General features: G+C 48.2%; 14 protein-coding genes. 7 read left to right on the forward strand and 7 right to left on the reverse strand.

What is annotated here, in order from left to right:
- Positions 1–28 precede the first annotated feature (28 nt).
- The gene (locus D0C16_RS20005) at positions 29–886 is read right to left on the reverse strand and encodes a hypothetical protein (RefSeq protein ID WP_151033974.1); all 858 of its coding nucleotides are present in this window, start codon (positions 884–886) and stop codon (positions 29–31) included.
- Positions 887–975: 89 nt separating this feature from the next.
- Between D0C16_RS20005 and D0C16_RS24805 the strand changes: the two genes are divergently transcribed.
- From D0C16_RS24805 to D0C16_RS20025, 4 genes are all read left to right on the forward strand, one after another.
- Complete coding sequence (locus tag D0C16_RS24805) at positions 976–1,146, forward strand: type II toxin-antitoxin system CcdA family antitoxin (RefSeq protein WP_151033975.1); 171 nt, start codon at positions 976–978, stop codon at positions 1,144–1,146.
- Positions 1,147–1,320: 174 nt separating this feature from the next.
- A complete protein-coding gene (locus tag D0C16_RS20015; protein ID WP_151033976.1) occupies positions 1,321–1,842 on the forward strand; it encodes a tlde1 domain-containing protein in 522 nt (173 codons plus the stop codon).
- Positions 1,823–2,203 carry a DUF2195 family protein gene (locus tag D0C16_RS20020; RefSeq protein ID WP_151033977.1) on the forward strand — a complete coding sequence of 127 codons (381 nt, stop codon included), beginning with the start codon at positions 1,823–1,825 and terminating at the stop codon, positions 2,201–2,203. Before D0C16_RS20015 ends, D0C16_RS20020 begins: the two co-directional genes overlap by 20 nt.
- A 130-nt stretch (positions 2,204–2,333) precedes the next feature.
- The gene (locus tag D0C16_RS20025) at positions 2,334–3,542 is read left to right on the forward strand and encodes an IS256 family transposase (RefSeq protein ID WP_151031701.1); all 1,209 of its coding nucleotides are present in this window, start codon (positions 2,334–2,336) and stop codon (positions 3,540–3,542) included.
- Positions 3,543–3,575: 33 nt separating this feature from the next.
- Here D0C16_RS20025 and D0C16_RS20030 read toward each other — a convergent pair whose 3' ends face one another.
- Both D0C16_RS20030 and D0C16_RS20035 read right to left on the reverse strand, forming a co-directional pair.
- Positions 3,576–4,559, reverse strand: coding sequence for a family 43 glycosylhydrolase (locus D0C16_RS20030; protein WP_151033978.1), 984 nt, complete (start codon positions 4,557–4,559; stop codon positions 3,576–3,578).
- 150 nt (positions 4,560–4,709) lie between these two features.
- Positions 4,710–5,777: an SGNH/GDSL hydrolase family protein gene (locus D0C16_RS20035; protein WP_151033979.1), complete on the reverse strand. Its 1,068-nt coding sequence runs from the start codon at positions 5,775–5,777 to the stop codon at positions 4,710–4,712.
- Positions 5,778–6,280: 503 nt separating this feature from the next.
- On the opposite strand from D0C16_RS20035, the gene D0C16_RS20045 reads away from it, so the two are divergent.
- Complete coding sequence (locus tag D0C16_RS20045; protein WP_151033981.1) at positions 6,281–8,731, forward strand: patatin-like phospholipase family protein; 2,451 nt, start codon at positions 6,281–6,283, stop codon at positions 8,729–8,731.
- Positions 8,732–8,811: 80 nt separating this feature from the next.
- On the opposite strand, the gene D0C16_RS20050 is transcribed toward D0C16_RS20045, so the two are convergent.
- The 4 genes from D0C16_RS20050 to D0C16_RS20065 form a co-directional block, all read right to left on the reverse strand.
- Positions 8,812–9,675 (reverse strand): sugar phosphate isomerase/epimerase, encoded by an 864-nt coding sequence (locus D0C16_RS20050; protein ID WP_151033982.1) that lies wholly within the window; start codon positions 9,673–9,675, stop codon positions 8,812–8,814.
- Positions 9,676–9,739: 64 nt separating this feature from the next.
- Positions 9,740–11,479, reverse strand: coding sequence for a GMC oxidoreductase (locus tag D0C16_RS20055; RefSeq protein WP_151033983.1), 1,740 nt, complete (start codon positions 11,477–11,479; stop codon positions 9,740–9,742).
- Between the two features lie 59 nt (positions 11,480–11,538).
- Positions 11,539–12,159 carry a gluconate 2-dehydrogenase subunit 3 family protein gene (locus D0C16_RS20060; RefSeq protein WP_151033984.1) on the reverse strand — a complete coding sequence of 207 codons (621 nt, stop codon included), beginning with the start codon at positions 12,157–12,159 and terminating at the stop codon, positions 11,539–11,541.
- A 276-nt stretch (positions 12,160–12,435) separates the two neighbouring features.
- Positions 12,436–14,466, reverse strand: a complete 2,031-nt coding sequence (locus D0C16_RS20065; protein WP_151033985.1) for a glycoside hydrolase family 97 protein — start codon at positions 14,464–14,466, stop codon at positions 12,436–12,438.
- 214 nt (positions 14,467–14,680) lie between these two features.
- On the opposite strand from D0C16_RS20065, the gene D0C16_RS20070 reads away from it, so the two are divergent.
- Positions 14,681–15,715 carry a LacI family DNA-binding transcriptional regulator gene (locus D0C16_RS20070; RefSeq protein ID WP_151033986.1) on the forward strand — a complete coding sequence of 345 codons (1,035 nt, stop codon included), beginning with the start codon at positions 14,681–14,683 and terminating at the stop codon, positions 15,713–15,715.
- Between the two features lie 357 nt (positions 15,716–16,072).
- Entirely contained in the window at positions 16,073–18,970 is a 2,898-nt protein-coding gene (locus D0C16_RS20075) for a TonB-dependent receptor (protein WP_151033987.1), read from the forward strand.
- Positions 18,971–18,985 lie beyond the last annotated feature (15 nt).

An 18,985-nucleotide genomic window follows, 5' to 3' on the forward strand; every position in this document is an offset into this window, starting at 1 on the left:
AACGCCGCTAGTTTGCGGCGTTTTTACACTAATCTGAGACTATTTTTGTCATGGGGCGCATAATAATAACTTGTGTTTTATTGCAGTTGCTGCATTGAATGTTGAGCGCCTCTTCAAATTTGAGGCCTTTGAATATATTTGTTGGGATTTCATGTTTTTGGCCACAGGATTTGCAATCCACTACAAAAACTCTTCTTGAATAGAAGAGTTCTTTTGTTTTGCTATCTTCTTCAATTAAATAACTTTCCTTGCACTTTGGGTTTATGCAATGAATTATTTTTTTGCGGCCTATTGATTTTATTGTTTTTTTAATTTCTATCCTGCATGAATCACAAGAAAAGTTGTAAGTTTTCTCTTTGGTGCCGCCTAGTATCATATTGCCTGTCTGTAAATCTGATAGGAAATCAATTACATCTTGAACTTTAGATTTTATTTTATCTAGTTGGCCATAAATGCTCATGGCTTCAGTGCTGATTGTAGGTATGGGTATGTGCAATGCAGTATTTGAAACTCCATGCCAAAGACTATGCAGCTTGCCTAGTTTTAGTTCTGCCTGAGTTCCTATCGGTATGTAATCTAAAGATTCATACTCTTCTAATGTGGATGGTGGAGTCCCAGTAATTGGTTGTTTACTTATATGTAATGTAACTTGATCACAAACTGTGTCGTTTACATCTGCTGCCACCTGTCGAACGACATCTCTTGGCGACCATCCTTCAAGTTCTTTTGGTGATAAATAGGCATACGACGCTTTAAATCTTTCGTATGCAATGTATTCGATAGTGAGTCGACACTCTAACGCTGCATATGTCAAACTGCATTCCGAATCTTGGCTAACTAATTTTTTTATCACTTCTATTCTTTCTTTTATGTCAAGCATTGCCATTAATCTCGATACTTTAGTTTGATGTTACATGTTGCCTGTCGATTGCTCAATTATAGAGGTTACACAGTTAAAGTGCTGAAAATGAAGCTATGACTACGACCAAAAATTCTAGTGAAAGCCGTTCTGTTGATGGAAACTCTCCGCAATTCAATGACGAGAGGGAGCTCATATGGTATGAGCAAAACAAGGTGGCTATAGATAGTTATAACAAGCTAATAGAGGAAAATGGAGCATTTGGAGATGAATTGAGGCTCTTTTGATGTATGGTTTGGTTTGATTTGATAGGTAAGGCGACATTCACTGGGTATTTGGTAATACTTTACTTTGGTATCTTGCGCTTGGTTGTAAATATGCTGTGTTGATCACAACTTTATTTTTGGTTCCAATTAAAAATAAACGTTCTATTGGTTGATGTTAATTAGGGAGAGGGATGCATGATTAGCGACATGATTTATGATGGACAGAAAATAGTATGGTCAGGAAAAGGTGCTTTTAAGGCAACGTCTGGATTACCTGGTTATCAAGAGCCGGACTATTACTGTGTCCCCGAGAGTGGGCCAATACCTGAAGGGTTTTATAAAATTTACCTGGAAAATAAAGGTGTTGCCAAAGATGATGGAACTGGATCGTGTACTCTTAGTCCGGCTTGGGGAATTCAACAAATTCCGCGAGGAGTTGAGGCTGGCGACTGTGAACAATTTTGGATTAATTGGGGAAATAATCGTGCGCGAATGGAGCCGGCAGATTCAGGTACAAAAATTCGTTGTTCACCAATTATGAGAGGTGGGTTCTATTTGCATGATTCTTCCAAGGGGTATAGCCATGGGTGCATTGAAGTAGAGCGTCGAATTTTTCCATTGTTGCGGCAGGTCAGTAAGAATGGTGGAAAGTCTTTTTTGGTTGTGAAAGTGGCTTATCAAAAAGGAGTGCCAACTAATGGCGGTACTAAAGTATAGTTTACTTTTTTCGGCCTTATTTTCTGTACATGTATTTGCCCTGGGTGAAGAAAATATTGGCTTTGATAATAAACTATCTGCTTGTGCGCAGATCAAAAACTGGAAATTTATCCCTGATTCGGATATTCCTCTACTGTCATTTGAGGTTGAGTTAAATAAGTCAATTGGTGAGTGTGGCTGCAAGTCCGCATTTAGTTCTTTTACAGTGAGCGCCAAAAAAGACGGTTACAGTAGCTTTTTGATGGGAGGAAAAATCAATTTCGCAAAAGCAGGTAAAAAGTACTTGCCATTGGCTACAGATGAGAAGCTGATTAGCTCTGGGGTATTGGAAGTTCAATTGAGCTGCGCGCAACCGGACTAGGTATTTAACTCAATGGGAAAATAAAAGCGGCGGATAAACTCCGTCGCTTTTAAGAATTACTTTATTTCGAGACTGTAAATAAATCTGTGTAACTGTTTATCATTAACCTCATATAGGCAGGATAAACAGTATGAACAAAAAAGACCTTGAAGCCTTTGCGCGCGAAGCAGCAAAGCACATGAAGACTGAGAAAGACCTGAGCGACTTCAGTCAAATGCTCACCAAAATCACCGTTGAGGCAGCTCTCAACGGTGAACTTGATGCCCATCTTGGCTACGAGAAACACCAAAAATCAGGTGCTGCCAATAGCCGCAACGGCTACACCACCAAAACCCTGAAAACGGAAGACGGTGAGATGGAGCTCAAAACGCCGCGTGATCGCGAAGGCAGCTTTGAGCCGCAGTTGGTGAAGAAACACCAAACCCGCTTTACGTCGATGGATGACAAAATACTAAGCCTCTACGCCAAGGGCATGACCACCCGCGAAATCGTAGCCACTTTCAAGGACATGTATGGTGCAGACGTCTCTGCTACTCTTATTTCCAAAGTGACAGATGCTGTTATTGAGCAGGTCGTCGAATGGCAATCGCGCCCGCTGGATTCGGTTTATCCTATTGTTTATCTCGACTGCATCGTGGTAAAGATTCGCCAGGATAAGCAGGTTATCAACAAATCCATTTACCTTGCATTGGGCGTTACCATGGAGGGCCAGAAAGAATTATTAGGCATGTGGCTCTCGGAAAATGAAGGCTCAAAATTTTGGCTGGGCGTGCTGACGGAGCTACAGAATCGCGGTGTTCGAGACATTTTGATCGCATGCGTTGACGGGCTAAAAGGGTTTCCGGAGGCGATTAACGCGGCCTTTCCCGAAACGCAGATTCAACTGTGCATCGTACACATGGTACGCAACTCAGTGAAATACGTGCCGTGGAGGGACTACAAAGCCGTTACGGCAGACCTGAAGCGAATTTACCAATCCATCACTGAAGAAGAGGCACTGCTGGCGCTCGCGCAGCTCGGTGCGCGCTGGGATGAAAAGTACCCGCAAATTAGTCGCTGCTGGCATACCCATTGGGAAAATATACGCACCTTGTTTGCTTACCCTGAAGACATTCGTCGCGCAATTTACACCACCAACGCGATTGAATCGCTGAATAGCGTAATCCGTCAGGCAATCAAAAAGCGCAAATTATTTCCAACGGATGAATCAGCCAAGAAAGTGATTTTCTTGGCAATCCAGGATGCCTCCAAAAAATGGACTATGCCCATTCGCAATTGGAGAGCAGCGCTCAATCATTTTATGATTGTGTTTGATGAGCGATTGATGGATTATCGTTGAGCTGGCAGTTACACAGAATTTTTTACAGGCTCTTTATTTCTGTTTTTCAACTGTTTCCGGAAAATCCCCAACACCTTCATCAGTTCGTTCGACCTTTTGAATCGTGCCATCCGCATTGAAGTGCAAATATTCTGCCGCAACATGGCGCTGTTTTTTGGTGCATTTTGTTTCCGGGGTGTCTAACCAGCGGTGGTAGAAGAGAATCCATTGGCCTTTGTATTCAACAATGGAGTGGTGATTGTTGCCGCCTTCGGCTTCCATAAAAATCCCGTGATATTTCCAGGGGCCTTTGGGCGATTTCGCGGTGTAGTAGGCGAGGCTGCGGTTGTTTTCGGGCATGGTGAAATAATAGATGCCGTTGCGTTTGAATACCCAGGGGCCTTCCATTTTGGGCTCGTAGCCGCCCATGTCCATTTTTTGTAAGCCGCCTTTAATGCTGAGCAGGTCGTCGGCCATTTCAGCGACTTGATAGTCCGCATTCATGCCGTGGAAATACAAATAGGCTTTCCCGTCGTCGTCGATTAACAGGCTCGGGTCATTGGCGTAGGGGGTGGTAAATAAAGGTTTACCAATTGCATCTTTAAACGGGCCCGTGGGGGAATCGCTTACGGCGACGCCGAGGCCCATCCACTTGGTGCTTTTTTCCGGGTTGACGCGATCTTTGTAGCCATTACCGGCGGGGAAAATTAAATAGTATTTGCCATTTTTGTAGGCCGCATCAGGCGCCCAGGCGAAATTGTCTGCCCAAGTGAGATCGCTAATTTTCAGAATTGGCCCGTGGTTTTTCCAATTGACTAAATCCGCTGATGAAAAGGCGTACCAGTCTTTCATGTGAAAATCCAACTGGCACTCTTCATCGTGTGAAGTGTAGAGATACATCTTGCCATCGGCCCACACATGGCCGGAGGGGTCTGCCGTGCGAATATTGTTGCCAAAATTTAACGGATTTTGCGCGAGGCTGGTTGATGCGTAAAGTGCGCTAAGAAGCAGGGCTGCTGTGGTGAATATTGTTTTCATAATTCTCGTCCAGCTATTAATGATCTGGCTAATGGGTGATTAGCCGTGAATTCAATAGTGCTGACCGATGCATTTGCCGATGCGATTAAGTTCGGGGCTCCTGTGAGCCCCGTTTTTATAGTGTTAAGTCATTCTACCCGAGTGCCGCGCTTACCAAACCTTTTTGTTTTGTAAATGTTTGATAATCAAATCAGCTAACAGCTGGTCGTCCTTGGCGGATGGATGCCAGTGGCAGCCTTGCAAATCAAGCCCGGAAAACTTAATGAAGTCGACGCGTTTCATGCCTGACGCTTTCAAGTTTTCCAGTACCTTGGCAACCTGATTGGCAATTTCGCCATTCACATGGTCAGATGCCATCAGCACAAATTCTGCTTTAGGATTTTTACGTTGCAGCGATTTTACAAACTCGGTGTATTTGTGGATGTAATCCTGCTGCAATTCTTCACGCGTTTTCCAGCGTTCATTGGCATTAAGCGGTGTGGAGAAATCATTAGTCCCCAATCCGATCACAACAACTTGCGGTTGCCAATTGCTATTGTACACAAAGTTGTTGGCGTGGAGCGTAAAGGGGTACAAGCCAATTAAACTTTTCTCGGGGGAGTGGCCATTGTAATTACGCACTATGCCAAAACCAGAAGAGGCGTTGATTTGATAATCTGCATTAAAATGTTTTGCGGTCAGTGGGCCAAAGGCCAATTGTGAATTGGTGGTGCTGAAGAGCTGTGCATCGTTACACTCGCGGCTTGAGGATACATTCCCGTAACCGACGGTGTAAGAGTCACCGATAAATTCAATTTGACGTTTGCGCGCCGGCAGTTTTACTGGTTTGTCATCGGAATAAAAGCCGAGGAAGCGACCGCTATTGGATTGGGTCTCACTAATTTTTTCCAACCGCACTGTGTGTTTACCCGCGCTGAGATTGGGAACTTGATAGTCCTGCTTGCCCGGTTTATTAATGGCGACTGGCGCTGCGCCGTCCACAATTAATTGGAAATTATTTTGGTCGTCATCAAACTTCAGACTTAGTGAATCACCGTTAAATGCCGTCTCAAAATATACAGCAGGCCAGGAGTATTCATAGGCTTTGCTGCCATCGGCAGCCATGCTTTCCAGCACTCGGCCGCCTACGTGGGCTGGCAGTTGTTGCACATCAGCGGCCCACAGTGAGGGAGCGATTGCGAATCCGCACAATAAACTGTATTGGAAGAATTTTTTCATTGAAGTTTCTCGTAGAAGAAATAGTGATGTTGGTTAATTGGGTTATTCAATACTAGCGCAGCTTCTTGTTTTTGCTGATTGGCGACGTCCACTGGCAACGAGCGCTAGTAATAGTATCCACAGCCAATGCATAGTGCCGCCAACCAGACCGCTCTTGATTTGTTGGTATTGGTTGCCACTGTGCGGTAAAGGGTTATAGGCATTGGGGTTGCGTTTATTGTTATGCTGTTATGTTTTGTTATAGAGCTTGTAGTTGTTTAAACTTATTATGCCTGAATCGGGGCGGGCTATTCACACCTCCTCACGAAAATTAACCATTTAATCGTTATTTTGCCCTATCTAGGGGCAGGCTTGCGTCGCTTCGAGTTACCGGGTGAATTAGTTTGTATCTACCTTTTTTACTCAAGGCCGCGGCTACTCATGGACGACCTTTGAGGTTTCTTCATCTTTTTATCGGTAGAAACGGTAAACCAATAGCATTTATTAAAAAGGATATTCATACCATGAGTCACCCTTTAAAGACTGAAATATTCCAGGAGGAAGTGTTTCCAGCGGAGCTGCATGAGATCGGCAAACGTCGGGCAAATTGCCCTGGCAACAAAGATACCCTCGCATTAGAAAATAGCTTTAGCACCAGTAATAATCTGGTGGGGCTCGCCTGTTCCGGGGGCGGAATTCGCTCGGCGTCATTTTGCCTGGGTGTTATCCAGTATTTGATCTCCCACAAATGGTTTTCAAAAATTGATTACCTCTCAACCGTTTCTGGGGGAGGGTATATTGGTAGTTGTGTCAGCGCACTGGCAAAAGATGATGCAGAAAACTTGCATAAACTTACCGATAAAAATGGTCGCCATGAACCCGATGCGCTCAATCACATTCGCAATTACAGCGAATATTTGCGTACTAATGGTTTCGCGCGCAAGCTGCGAATTCCCATTTTATTTATTGAAGGGGCATTGCGTAGTGTGTTGACCTTTTTTCCTATGGTCATACTCGCGGTATTTATTACTGAATTGTTTTTGGAGGTCGCTGGGCGCTTCAGTGCTGAACTACAATTTTTCTTCCCATTAATTATGGGAATAATTCCTCTGTTGCTCGGGTTTATTCTGCGCCCCATGTTCAAAGATAAGCTTAGTTGGCTGGGGCGCGATCGCGCGGATGAGCGGTTTGTATTTTACGCCGTCATCGCCATATCGGCAGTTATCTCTATTCCGCTGCTGCATTTTTTACGCAACGTCGCTGGCTACAACGCGACCGCGCTGGTGACGGAATTTAAAATTTTTGCGGAAACCTATTCCACTTCAATCGCCATAACATCCAGCGCACTTCTGGTTGCATTTGTAGTTGGCTATATAAAGTTGCGGGCAAAATTGATCCTGATTTTGAGCAGTATGTTTGCGCCGCTACTGCTGATATTAATGTATTTGTTTTTTTGCATTCAGGCGGTGAATACACCTTACAGCTATGACCTCACCGATACTACGCGAAAGATCATCGATCCGAGGCATACCAGCGATGCCTCCGGGGTAATCAATTATTATGCGAATTCCGTTGCGCCCCGGTTAATCTATGTTGCAGCGAGCGAGCTGAACCCGGAAATAGCATCGCAATTGCATAATTATTTAGTACCTATTCTTAATAAGAAATATATTAATACCCAGAGTTGCCGAGTGACTTCCTATTGGGATCACAATATTCATTTTGAATGCCCTGAGCTTGCTAATAGCAGCGCCTTCACGACGGATGAGAATTCCAGTATCGATATCGCCATCGTGGATGAATTGAGCGTCGGGTTTATGTTGCGTACTCTGGGTGCTTGGGATCTTGCTGAATCCTTAAATTTACCACCCAATCGAAAAATGCTGCGCATCAGTCAATTGCAAATTTCCCGCGGCAATGCAGAGTGGTGGATTTATTTGATGGGGTTAGTGGTGTGGTTTTATAACACTCTGTTTGTCAGTATTAACCGTTTTTCACTACACCCCTTTTATCGGGATAGGCTTAGTCGCACATTTTTACTTACCTCTCAAGATGGCGAGCTTGGTCATAACGATAAATTAAAAATGAGCGAGTTAAATGGAGAGCGCAGCAGTGCGCCCTACCATATTATTAACACTACGCTTAACTTACAGGGCAGCGACAATCCGCAATTGCGTTCCCGCCGCTCCATGCCGTTTATATTGAGCAAACGTTTTTGTGGCAGCGACTTTACCGGTTACTGCCCAACCGATTCATTAGAGGCTGCTGACAAGCATTTCAATCTGGCAACGGCGATGGCCATTTCAGCGGCGGCTGTTTCGCCGAATATGGGGGTTGGTACCGTCAGGCCACTGCGTTTTTTGTTGACCCTATTGAATACGCGCTTAAATTATTGGTTGCCAAACCCTAACAAATTCAAACGCAGCGCCGAAAAATTTTTATTTCGCTTTAGGCCTCCGGGGCTTTCCTATTTAATCAGAGAAGCGTTCGGTGCGGCGAGTGAGAGGACAGCGTACGTCAATTGTTCAGATGGTGGGCATTTGGAAAATTTGGGCGTTTATGAATTGCTCAAGCGTCAATGCAAAACCATTATTTGCATTGATGCCGAAGCCGATCCAACGATGGATTTTGCAGGGCTAGTGACGCTGCAGCGCTATGCGGCCATCGACTTTGGCATTAACATAAAACTAAATGTTAATGATATTCGCCCGGTCAATGGCTTTTCACCTACCAATTATGCAGAGGGAATTATTGAGTACAGCAATGGCGAAATTGGTCGCTTACTTTATTTAAAACTCTCGTTTACCGGTAATGAGCCGGAGTATTTGCGTTATTATCGCCATGCTAACCCGTGTTATCCGCATGAATCGACCAACGATCAATATTTTGATGAGACGCAATTTGAGGTTTATCGCTCATTGGGCAATTATGTCGCGTTATCGGCCGGGGAAAATATTAAAACCTTGCTGCAATAAGTAACGGAGTAAATGGATTCTTTTGAATCGACAATAAAAAAACGCCGCAGTCTGCGGCGTTTTTTTATTCGACCAAATAATTATTTTCCGTCGGCAATAATTTTTTGCAGACCTTTCAAGGATGCTTCCACGCTTTGCATCGGACTCATGCCTTCAGGGTAGGATTCTTGCTCAACCACCAGCCACAAGGTGCCGCCAACGGTTTTGTTCGCTTGAATCAGTGCTTTCCAGTCTGTGGTGTCCTGGCCAATGATTGGGTGCTCTTTGTTGCCTGGCTCAGGTGCTGAAGCTTTGTAGTGAGTGGTAATAGTGCGGCCAGGGTAAGCTTTCACAAATTCAACCGGGTCTTTACCGGCAACTTCTGTCCAGCCCACATCTTGCTGCAGGATTACATCATGAGATGTGCCGGTACCAATCACATCCCATGGGGTTTTGCCTTTATCGCCCAGCATTTCCGGTTTGTGGTTGTGGTAGCCAGTGTGCATGCCGTGCGGCGCTAACTTTTTCTGCAGGGCTTCAAGATCTGCAGCAACTTCTTTGGCGCCTTCCGGTGTGAAGGCACGTTTATCCATCGGAATAATTAAATAATTGCAATCGATCGCTTTGTAGAAAGCAACAGTCGCATCGAAGGTTTCGGGAGTTAATTTGTCGAAGTGTACGTGCGCGCCCGACGCTTTTAATCCGGTCTTTTCCAAAAATGCTTTTAAACCTTTGGGGTCGTTAGCGTAGGGGCCAAAATTGCCAGCAAACTCTACACCTTGAAAGCCCATTGCCTTCAGCTTTTTCAATGTGCCTTCAAAATCTTTTGCCACATCATCTTTAATTGACCAAAGCTGCACGCTTAATTGGGGTGAGGTCTGGGCAATGTCCGCAGCAAAGGTAGAGAGGCTCACGCTGGCAATGGCAGCCATGGTGATTGCTTTTATGGTTTTAGCGAGGTTCATAACGAAAGTTCCTTTGTGAAAATTTTACTGTTGTTAGTGGTTGTGTTGATCGGAACGGGCGGCGTTAAATTGTGCCCTGCTTCAATTGCTCTACCGCATAACTGGCGGCGCGCGCTGTTAATGCCATATAGGTGAGCGACGGATTTTGCGAGGCGGAAGAAGCCATGCAGGCACCATCTGTGACAAACAAATTGGGCACATCATGCGCCTGGTTCCATCCATTTAATACCGACGTTTTTGGATCTTTGCCCATACGTGCGGTACCCATTTCGTGGATGGACAAGCCCGGCGCCCATTCTCCTTTTTTTAATGCGCGAATTTCTTTTTGGACGTCTTTCACGCCGATGCCTTCAAGAATTTCGGCGCAGGTGTCGGCGATATCGTGGAAAATTTTAATATCGTTTTCACCATAGGTGCATTCAATATGCAGTTGCGGCATGCCCCATTTATCTTTTAGTGTCGGGTGCAGGGAAACCTGGTTTTCATAACGCGGCAACATTTCACCTGATCCACCCAGGTGGAAAGTCCAACCACCAGCGCTGCGAATGGATTTTTTAAAGTCTGCGCCGAAGCCATCCTGCCAGGCAAATGCATCCCAAGGGGTGCGCATGGCGGCGCCAGTGAGCATATAACCGCGTAAAAATTTATTATTTTTCTCGGTCACGTTGCGGAATGGCGGAATCGCCAAGCCCGTGGGACGACGACCTGAATAATATTCCTCTTCAAAACCTTCCACGCGGCCAGTTGCGCCGGCCGTGTAAAGGTGATCCATTAAATAATGACCCAGTACACCGGAGGAATTGGCAAGGCCAGTGGGGAAACTATCACTTTTGGAGTTGAGTAAAATTTGCGTAGTGCCGAGTGTGGAGGCGCACAGGAAAATCACTTTGGCAAAGTATTCGCGCGTTTCCATTGTCTCTGCATCAATCACACGCACCCCTGTGGCGCGATTGGTTTTAGGGTCGTAGATCACGCTGTGCACAATGCTATTGGTGGCGATATTCAAATTATTGGTCGCAAGTGCCGCCGGCAGTGTTGAGCTTTGGGTAGAAAAATACGCACCGAACGAACAGCCTTTTTGACACTCATTGCGCGCTTGGCATTGAATGCGCCCTTGCGCGGTATGGTGCGGTGCGGGCACTGATAAATGGGCCGTGCGGCCAATGAACATTTTGCGCGTGCTCCATTTGGATTCAATGCGCTTTTTCATTTCTTTTTCTACCGCGTTCATTTCAAACGGTGGCAGAAATTTACTGTCGGGTAATGACGGGTGATTTTCAACGGATCCGCTAATGCCCGCGTGAACTTCCACGTAGTCGTACCATTTTTCAATATCGTTGTAACGAATTGGCCAGTCGGTACCTTGCCCGTCGCGCGCATTGGCGGTGAAGTCGTGTTCGCTCCAGCGATAGGATTGGCGATGCCAGAGCAATGATTTGCCACCTAGTTGATTGCCGCGTATCCAATCGAAGGGTTTATCTTTTGGCGTGGAGTAGGGGTAATCTTTATCATTGCCGAAAAAGTGTTTGGTGGCATCGTTGAATGCATAACACTTTTTCTGAATGTAATGCTGTTCTTCCACAATTGAATTTTCAATTTTTCCACGGAATGGCATTTGCCAGGGTTTAACACCTTCACCAACATAATCTTTGCGGTGTTCGACCGGGCGGCCGCGCTCTACCAGTAGCGTTTTCAAACCTTTTTCAGTGAGTTCTTTGGCGGCCCAACCGCCGGTTATGCCAGAACCCACCACAATTGCATCAAAAATTTGTTTGCTGTTGACGATATAAATGCTGTCGCTCATGGAAATTACTTCGCAGGAAAGAGAGATAAAAAATTAGTAGGAAAGGTGCACGCGAAAAATTACTGCGGTAGTGCCCAGGCTTTACCTATCTCTTTAAATTTAAAGTTGCCTTTGTAGCCGCCGGGAATGGCGAGGTAGGCCAGTTCCTGCGAGGCGCCAATTTCGGAGGTGTAGTAACCAAACAACACCAGTGCTTTAAATTGTTTGAAGTTGTTGCGGTCCGTTTGCGTGAATCCGTGTTTGGCTTGCTCCATATTGTTCAGCAAATCAATTTGCTGTTGCTTGCCAAGTTGCAGGAAGGGAGTTTTGTTGTTCAGGCGCGCTAAAAAATCCAGCAGGTTTTGTTGCTCATCTTTCGTTGCGCAGTAAACGGTAAAATGATTAATAAAGTCATGCACACCCGCGGCAATGGCGCCGGGGGTATCGGTAGTAGGAATAATCATTTCACCCAGTTCGCGCACCAGCGCCAATTGATCTTTATCGAGCAGCGTTTTCTTACTGCGATTCATATCCGTGGGCGGTGTAACCACAGCGGCAAGTGCCGAGAGCGAACTGGCGGATAACGCGAGGCCGCAAATCGCAGCTACCTGTTTAATGGCGGTGCGGCGGGCTGAATCTATATCGAGCGAAGCGGTTAGGTCTTCCACAACCGAGGGAATTAACTGGGGCGCGTTGTTCATGTAAAGCCTCTGAAATTATTGTTGTGTGTTGCTCAGTTGCTGTCAGGTGCACAGGCAAACACGGAATTTCTACCCGTTTCTTTTTAGGCGGGCTTGCACTCAAGTCTAGTAGTCAGCTCGGTTAAGAGGGGTCAATATTTGTAAATTTGAAAACGGTTACTCGAGCTTTTTACGCACATTTTGCTAGTGGTTTAGGCGGGTTAGAAGGCTTTGTCGGCAAAGTTGATCTAACCCGAAAAATTACGTCTAAGGAACCCAACCCAGCTCGTGAATTTTCTAGCGTTTTTTAAATCGTATGGCGGCACCACCACCCGGTTTTAAATCCAACCTGAGCTCAGTATCTGCGTTCACACGCTGCCGGGTAATGTCGTAGGACTCAGGATTGGTTTCCCAATCTGCATCTTTGCCATCGCGATAGATCTGCGCCTCGTACTCAGTATTGGGTGCGAGAAAATCGAGTTTCACGCGGATGCTTCGCGCTTTTTGATTAGTGATAGCGCCCAGATACCAGTCGGCACTGTGTTTGTCTTGTCGTGCGACCACCAGATATTCCCCAATCTCTCCCTCCAGCGCCCGGCTCTCGCGCCAATCGGTGGGTACATCGTCGATAAATTGAAAGGCGGGATGTCCGGCATAGTTTTCTGGCAGATCCGCCACCATTTGCAATGGGCTGTAGATCACCACATAGAGCGCCAGCTGGTTGGCGAGCGTCGAGGGAACCCGGTTATTGGGGCGATGTTTTTGGTAGTCGAAATTGAAAATGCCGGGGGTGAAATCTGTGGGGCCGGAGAGGCCGCGAGTAAAAGGAATAATGGTGGTGTGATCGGGCAAATTGCCGCTGTCAGGGCTGCCGCCGTTGTACTCCATGCCGCGTACGCACTCCCGGGTCATTAAATTCGGGTAGGTACGGCGCAGTCCGGTATCGGTGACGGTTTCATGGGCGTTAACCATCACCTGATGGCGCGCGGCGGTATCTACTAGCCGCTGAAAATGGTTCACCATGAATTGCCCGTGGTGCCACTGTTCACCGTCGATGCGCTTACCCACGTAGCCCATTTTCACGCTGTGAATGCCGAGCTTTTGGTAGTATCCAAACGCCGATTCCATTTGCTGTTCGTAGTAGGTAACCCCCGCTGCAGTTTCGTGGTGACCGATAACAGCCACGCCTTTTTCTCTGCCGTAGCCTACCACTTCGTCCAAATCCAGACCTGCCACGGGTTGATTAAAGATAAACGTCGGCGGGCGCTGCCACCATTCACCCTCCCATCCTTTGTTCCAACCTTCGATTAGCAGGCCACTGATATCGTGTTGCGCAGCGAAGTCGATATATTGTTTAGCGCGCGCTGTGGTGGCGCCCTGTTTGGGGCCGGGGCTCCAATCCTTTTCACCGATATGCATTTCCCACCAGATTCCCATGTACTTCCCGGGTTTCAGGTAGCGTTCGGCACTAGCGAGCGCCTCGGGCGTGGGTGCTTCATTCAGGTTCAGGGTCAGGTGAGAGTTGAGCAGATCTATGGCTTTGGGCGCGATTTGAATGCTGCGCCAGGGGGACTTCATGGGGGTAGATGTGCGCACCTTGTCGCCGTTCGGCCAGGGCACCAGGTCCACCTTCAGGGTTTTGGTGTTATCGCCCTGCAAGCGCAGTGTCATGCTGGCGTAGTCGACCAGCGCTGCTTCGTGAATCGCCAGCGCGTAATGGCGCGCCTCCAACGTAATCGGGGTGAAGGCCACATCGACCGAGCTAAGTGCTGATTTGAGGTATTGATATTCCGGGCCCCAGTTGCGATAAGCGGGGAGCCACCAGGTGTGGCTATTTTCGGCCAAGACGAATTCAGTCAGCTCGTCCTCGATCACGAAATTCTTCAGATGCGGCTGATCAGGTAGCTCGTAACGCAGGCCGATACCGTCGTTAAACGCGCGTATTACCAGAGTTAAACGCCGGGGATTTGCAGTGGTTTCGATCAGTTCCAGGCGAAGTTCGCGATAGTGCTCCTTGATACTCTGTTGCTCTCCCCAGGGCTGCTGCCATTGCTGGTCCACCTCTCGCTCGCGGTGTTTATCGACCTTGAGTGCGCTGGCCAGAGGGGCCTGGCCTTTTATCTTGAGCCCGAGACGTGAGGGCTTTACTACCGATCTATGCAGGTAACTCAGGCTATAGAACACCCCCTCCGGGCGGACTTCCAGCTCCACCTCCAGTGTGCTATCGGGCGACCGTAATTGATACCCTTGGGATGAATCGGCCTTACTTGGCGTCATCAACAAGGCGAGCACTAGCCCTAAAACAAGCGTGGGATACAGGTGTTTCATCAGCGCCCCTTGCACTGCCTCGCAGTTGACGGAAGGTATTAATGTACTTTTTTGCTACTAATTAAACCAGTGTTATTAAGTTAGGGCAAGTGGTTGCTGGGGTATATTTGCCAGATTTACAACCGGTTGTATGGTGGGCGTGTGAAAAACGAACTATGATGCCAGTCTGGTGCAGTGGCCTGGTTCCGCTGAACGACTTAATGAGTGGCTGGCGATGACGACAGAATCGACAACGATAAAAAAAACCGCCTTAAAAATGGTGGATTTGGCGAAAATGGCGGGCGTGTCCAAGTCGACGGTTTCGCGTGCATTGCAAAACAGCGAACTGGTCAATTTGGAGACGCGCGAGAAAATTCAGGCGCTGGCGAAAGAGCATAACTACCGCCTGAATACCCAGGCGCGTAATTTTCGGTTAAAAGAATCTCTTACTATTGGTGTGGTTATACCCTCGGCGGATGAAGCCCGCTGGCAAATTACCGATCCATTTTTTTTGGAGCTATTGGGTTCCATCTCGTTCAGCCTGATTGAGCAAGGGCACGAAATGCTTCTGTCAGGCTTAAGCTTGCACGCCGTAGCCAGCGGTCACGATGGCCTGCGGCGGATCAACTGCGATGGCTTGATTGTGGCTGGTCAGGCGGACTGCCACGAGGACTTAAACCGTATCGCCGACGGCAATACACCCGTCGTGGTTTGGGGGGCCAGGCTGCCGGATCAGCGCTACTGCAGTGTGGGCGGCGATAACCGCTTGGGCGGCGAGCTGGCCACTCGGCATCTGCTTGACTTGGGGCGCCGGCAAATTGCCATTATTGGCGATTGGTCGACCCCCGAAGGCCATTTGCGCCATGCAGGATATCGGCAGACGCTGATCAATAGCGGTTTAAGCCCGAATCCTGCGCTGGAGATCGCGTTGGAATCGGGCCGTGACAGTCACCGTGAAGCGGCGTTGCGTTTGATCGCCAGCGGACAAACGTTTGATGGCTTGTTTTGCCTCAGCGATGCCATCGCCATGGCAGCCATCAACTCGCTGACCGAGCACGGGCTGAGGGTGCCGACTGAGGTAGCTGTGGTTGGTTATGACGATATTTCTCTCGCTCGCTATTACACGCCATCCATCACCACCATTCGCCAGGATCGAGAGCTGGGCGGGCGGTTAATGGTGGAGAAGCTGCTCGCCATGATTGACGGCGAGCGGGTGGAGCCCGGTCTGCTGCCCACCGACATCCTTATTCGCAACAGCAGTCAGGGCTAGATTTCCCTCTTTTCCTTCTCCTGATTTCTCCCTGAATCCCCGATAAATGGCGCTGTTTTCCAGCGCCGTTTTTCATGCCTATCTTGTCGTTTTCTGTGTGCAACTCCCATTTCAGGGTGCAATGCGATTTATTCTCATATGACACTTAATGTAACCAATGTTATTTAGTGGCGCGTATTGCAACCGGTTGTTTCTGTCGGTAGCAGTCTGAAGGTTCCATTAATTGATCAAAATGTAACCTTTTGTAGCGATCAGAAAAAAAATGGAACTTTTTTTGGCTTTCGTCGCTGCCTGATCTAAATTACAACCGGTTGCAAAGATTTTCTTACAGCCTAAAAAGCACAACGGGAGAGAGACATGAAACACAACGCTATTTTTAAGCCTGCTATTTTGTCCCTGGCCGTAGCAACTGCCTCGGGCAGTGCCGGCCTGGTCTATGCACAAAATTCCACCAATGAGGCTGCCTCAGACGTTGAAGAAGTGATGGTGACCGGTATCCGGGCGAGCTTGATGCGTGCGCAGTCTATGAAAATGGAAAACGCCTCTATTTCAGAGGCGCTGGCCGCAGAGGATATTGGTAAGTTGCCGGATTCATCGATTGCCGAATCTCTGGCGCGTTTGCCAGGTTTGGCGGGAGAGCGCAAAGGCGGGCGCGTGAGCGGTATTTCCGTGCGCGGCTTCAAAGAGGATTTTGTCGGTACCACCCTGAATGGGCGCGAACTGCTCGGTATTGGCGATAACCGCGGCGCCGAATACGATCTCTATCCCTCCGAAATTATGTCGGGTGCCGTTATCTACAAGTCATCCGAAGCCAAATTGACTACCACCGGGATTGGCGGAACCGTTGACTTGCGCACGGCGCGCCCACTGGACTCTGCCCCCACGGTTACCCTGAACGGGTCTTACGAATTGAATTCCCAGGGGTCGGATAACCCTGAATTTGATGACAACGGCAATCGTTACGCGATAGGTTTTTCGCAAAAGTTTGCCGATGACACTATAGGTTTGGCGATGGCCTACGCCTCTACTGAATCGCCCACTAATCAACGCAAGTACGGCGTCTGGGGTTATGACAAAAATGCGGCCAGTGACCGCTATGTGCCCTCCGGCCTCGATATTATGGCGATCTCCTCAGTGCTCGAGCGCGACACTATTTCAGCGATCTTCCAGTACCGTCCCAACGAAGATCTGGACATAGTGGTTGATGCGCTTGATATCGACTACAGCGATTACGGGGTGATTCGCGGGTTTATCGAACCCTTCTCGGTCGGCAGTATTACGGCGGGTTCAGGGGAGTTTGATGCTACCGGGGTTCAGGCTAATGCCAACCCGGTATTGCGCACTGACCCCAAGGAAATTCTTGGCGATTTGAAAACGGTCGGCATAAATCTCAAATACAAATTCAACGAAATCTGGTCCTTCCATTTGGATGCCGCGGATAGCGAATCCAGCAAAACCGATACCCGCGGTGAGAGTTACGCCGGCTTGGGGCGTTCTGGGTCTTTGACCAATGCGCAGTTGGGGTCACGTAACTTTGTGATGAGTCAGGGCGGTGTCTACTTCACCGGCATTTCCGGCATGGATTTCAGTGACTTTAATAGTATCAAGCTGACCGGCCCACAAGGTTGGGGCGGCTCACTGGCTGCTGAAGCTGACGTGTTTGCCTCCAACGTGCAAAAGGCCGCAGGCGGGGGGGTATACACTTACGAAAACGCACAGGATGGCTTCCTTAACGCCGGGCGTTTCAGTGAAGACCTGACCACCGTGAAGGTCGAAATTGCGGCTGAGTTGGACACAGGCTTCTTCACCGGTGTGACCTTGGGGGCCTACTTTAGCGATCGTGAAAAATCCAAAATTAACGATGGCTTCTTCGCCACATCACCAACTTATCCCTACGGCAATGGTACCGGCAAAGTGGATGAAGTCATTCCTGAAAAATATCGTTTCGGCCTCGCGGACTTAACCTGGGCGGGTTTGGGAAAGGTAGTTGCCTATGATGGCTATGCCCCCTACAAAGACGGTTATTACTACCAAACCTCGGCGGCGGATCTCGAGCCGGATCGCTTGGGCGACTCCTACGTAGTCACTGAAGAAGTAACTACCTACTACGTGCAAGCAGATATCAATACCGAAGTCAGCGGGATCAATCTGGTGGGTAATGCCGGGGTGCAGGTGGTGGATACCGATCAGGCCTCTACCGGTTACACTGGCCTGGTGGATGAAACCTTTAGTGTTGACCCAACGCGCACCGCCAAAGGTGGCGCGAGCTACACCAAGGTGCTGCCCAGCTTGAACCTGAGCGCGGAAGTGGCTGAGTCCCAGTTTGTGCGCTTGGGTGCATCCAAAACCATTAGCCGCGCGCGCATCGACCAAATGAAAGCATCCGGATACGTGAAGTACGATCAGAACATCGATATTTTGCTCTCAACGGACTACGCCGCCGCTACGCCCTGGTCCAAGTTCCAGGGGGCGCCCAGCCTGCGGCCGTTAGAGTCTAATAATTTCGATCTGGCCTACGAAAAATATTTTGCGGACGATGGTTATATTTCTGTGACTTACTTTTACAAAGATCTGGTCAATTGGACGCGCGAAGGTCAGACGGTTATCGATTTTACTAACGACGCAACCAACGGTGGAGCCAACTACTACATACCCGCGTTCCACAACAAAACGGTACAGACCGATGGTACCTATGGCCCCAATGATGTGTTCTTAACGGCGGGCACTGTGGTTGCTCCGGCGCAGTTCATGGGTTATTCCTCATCCTTTGAGGATGGCCTGAAAGGCAAAGTGGATGGTTGGGAGCTGACCGCCAATGTCCCCTTGAGCCTGTTAAGCGACGCGCTGGAAGGTTTTGGTTTTGCGGCGTCCAGCTCATTTATTGACGCGAAACTGGATGATGGTTCAGCTATTCCCGGTCAGTCAGATGAAGTGAAGTCTCTTACCGTCTATTACACTACCGGCGGTTTTGAGGTGCGTGTAGCGGGTACCGATCGGAGTGACTTCGCAACCTATCAACGCGGCGGCAGTAACAAAATTGAAAATGCCAAGCGCAATGGCGTGCAGTTGATTGACGCCCAGATTAGTTACGACTTCTCTGAGTCCGATTGGGAATCTCTGCATGGTTTGCGTCTGTCATTGCAAGGTACCAACCTGACCGATGAAGACGAAGAAGATGTAGGCGATCAGGGCATAGTCACTGCGCGCCGTGGATTTGGCCCAACCTATATGTTGAACGCAAACTACTCTTTCTAACGCGCAATGATTGAA

The sequence above is a fragment of the Cellvibrio sp. KY-GH-1 genome (genome assembly GCF_008806975.1).
Taxonomy (GTDB): Bacteria; Pseudomonadota; Gammaproteobacteria; order Pseudomonadales; family Cellvibrionaceae; genus Cellvibrio.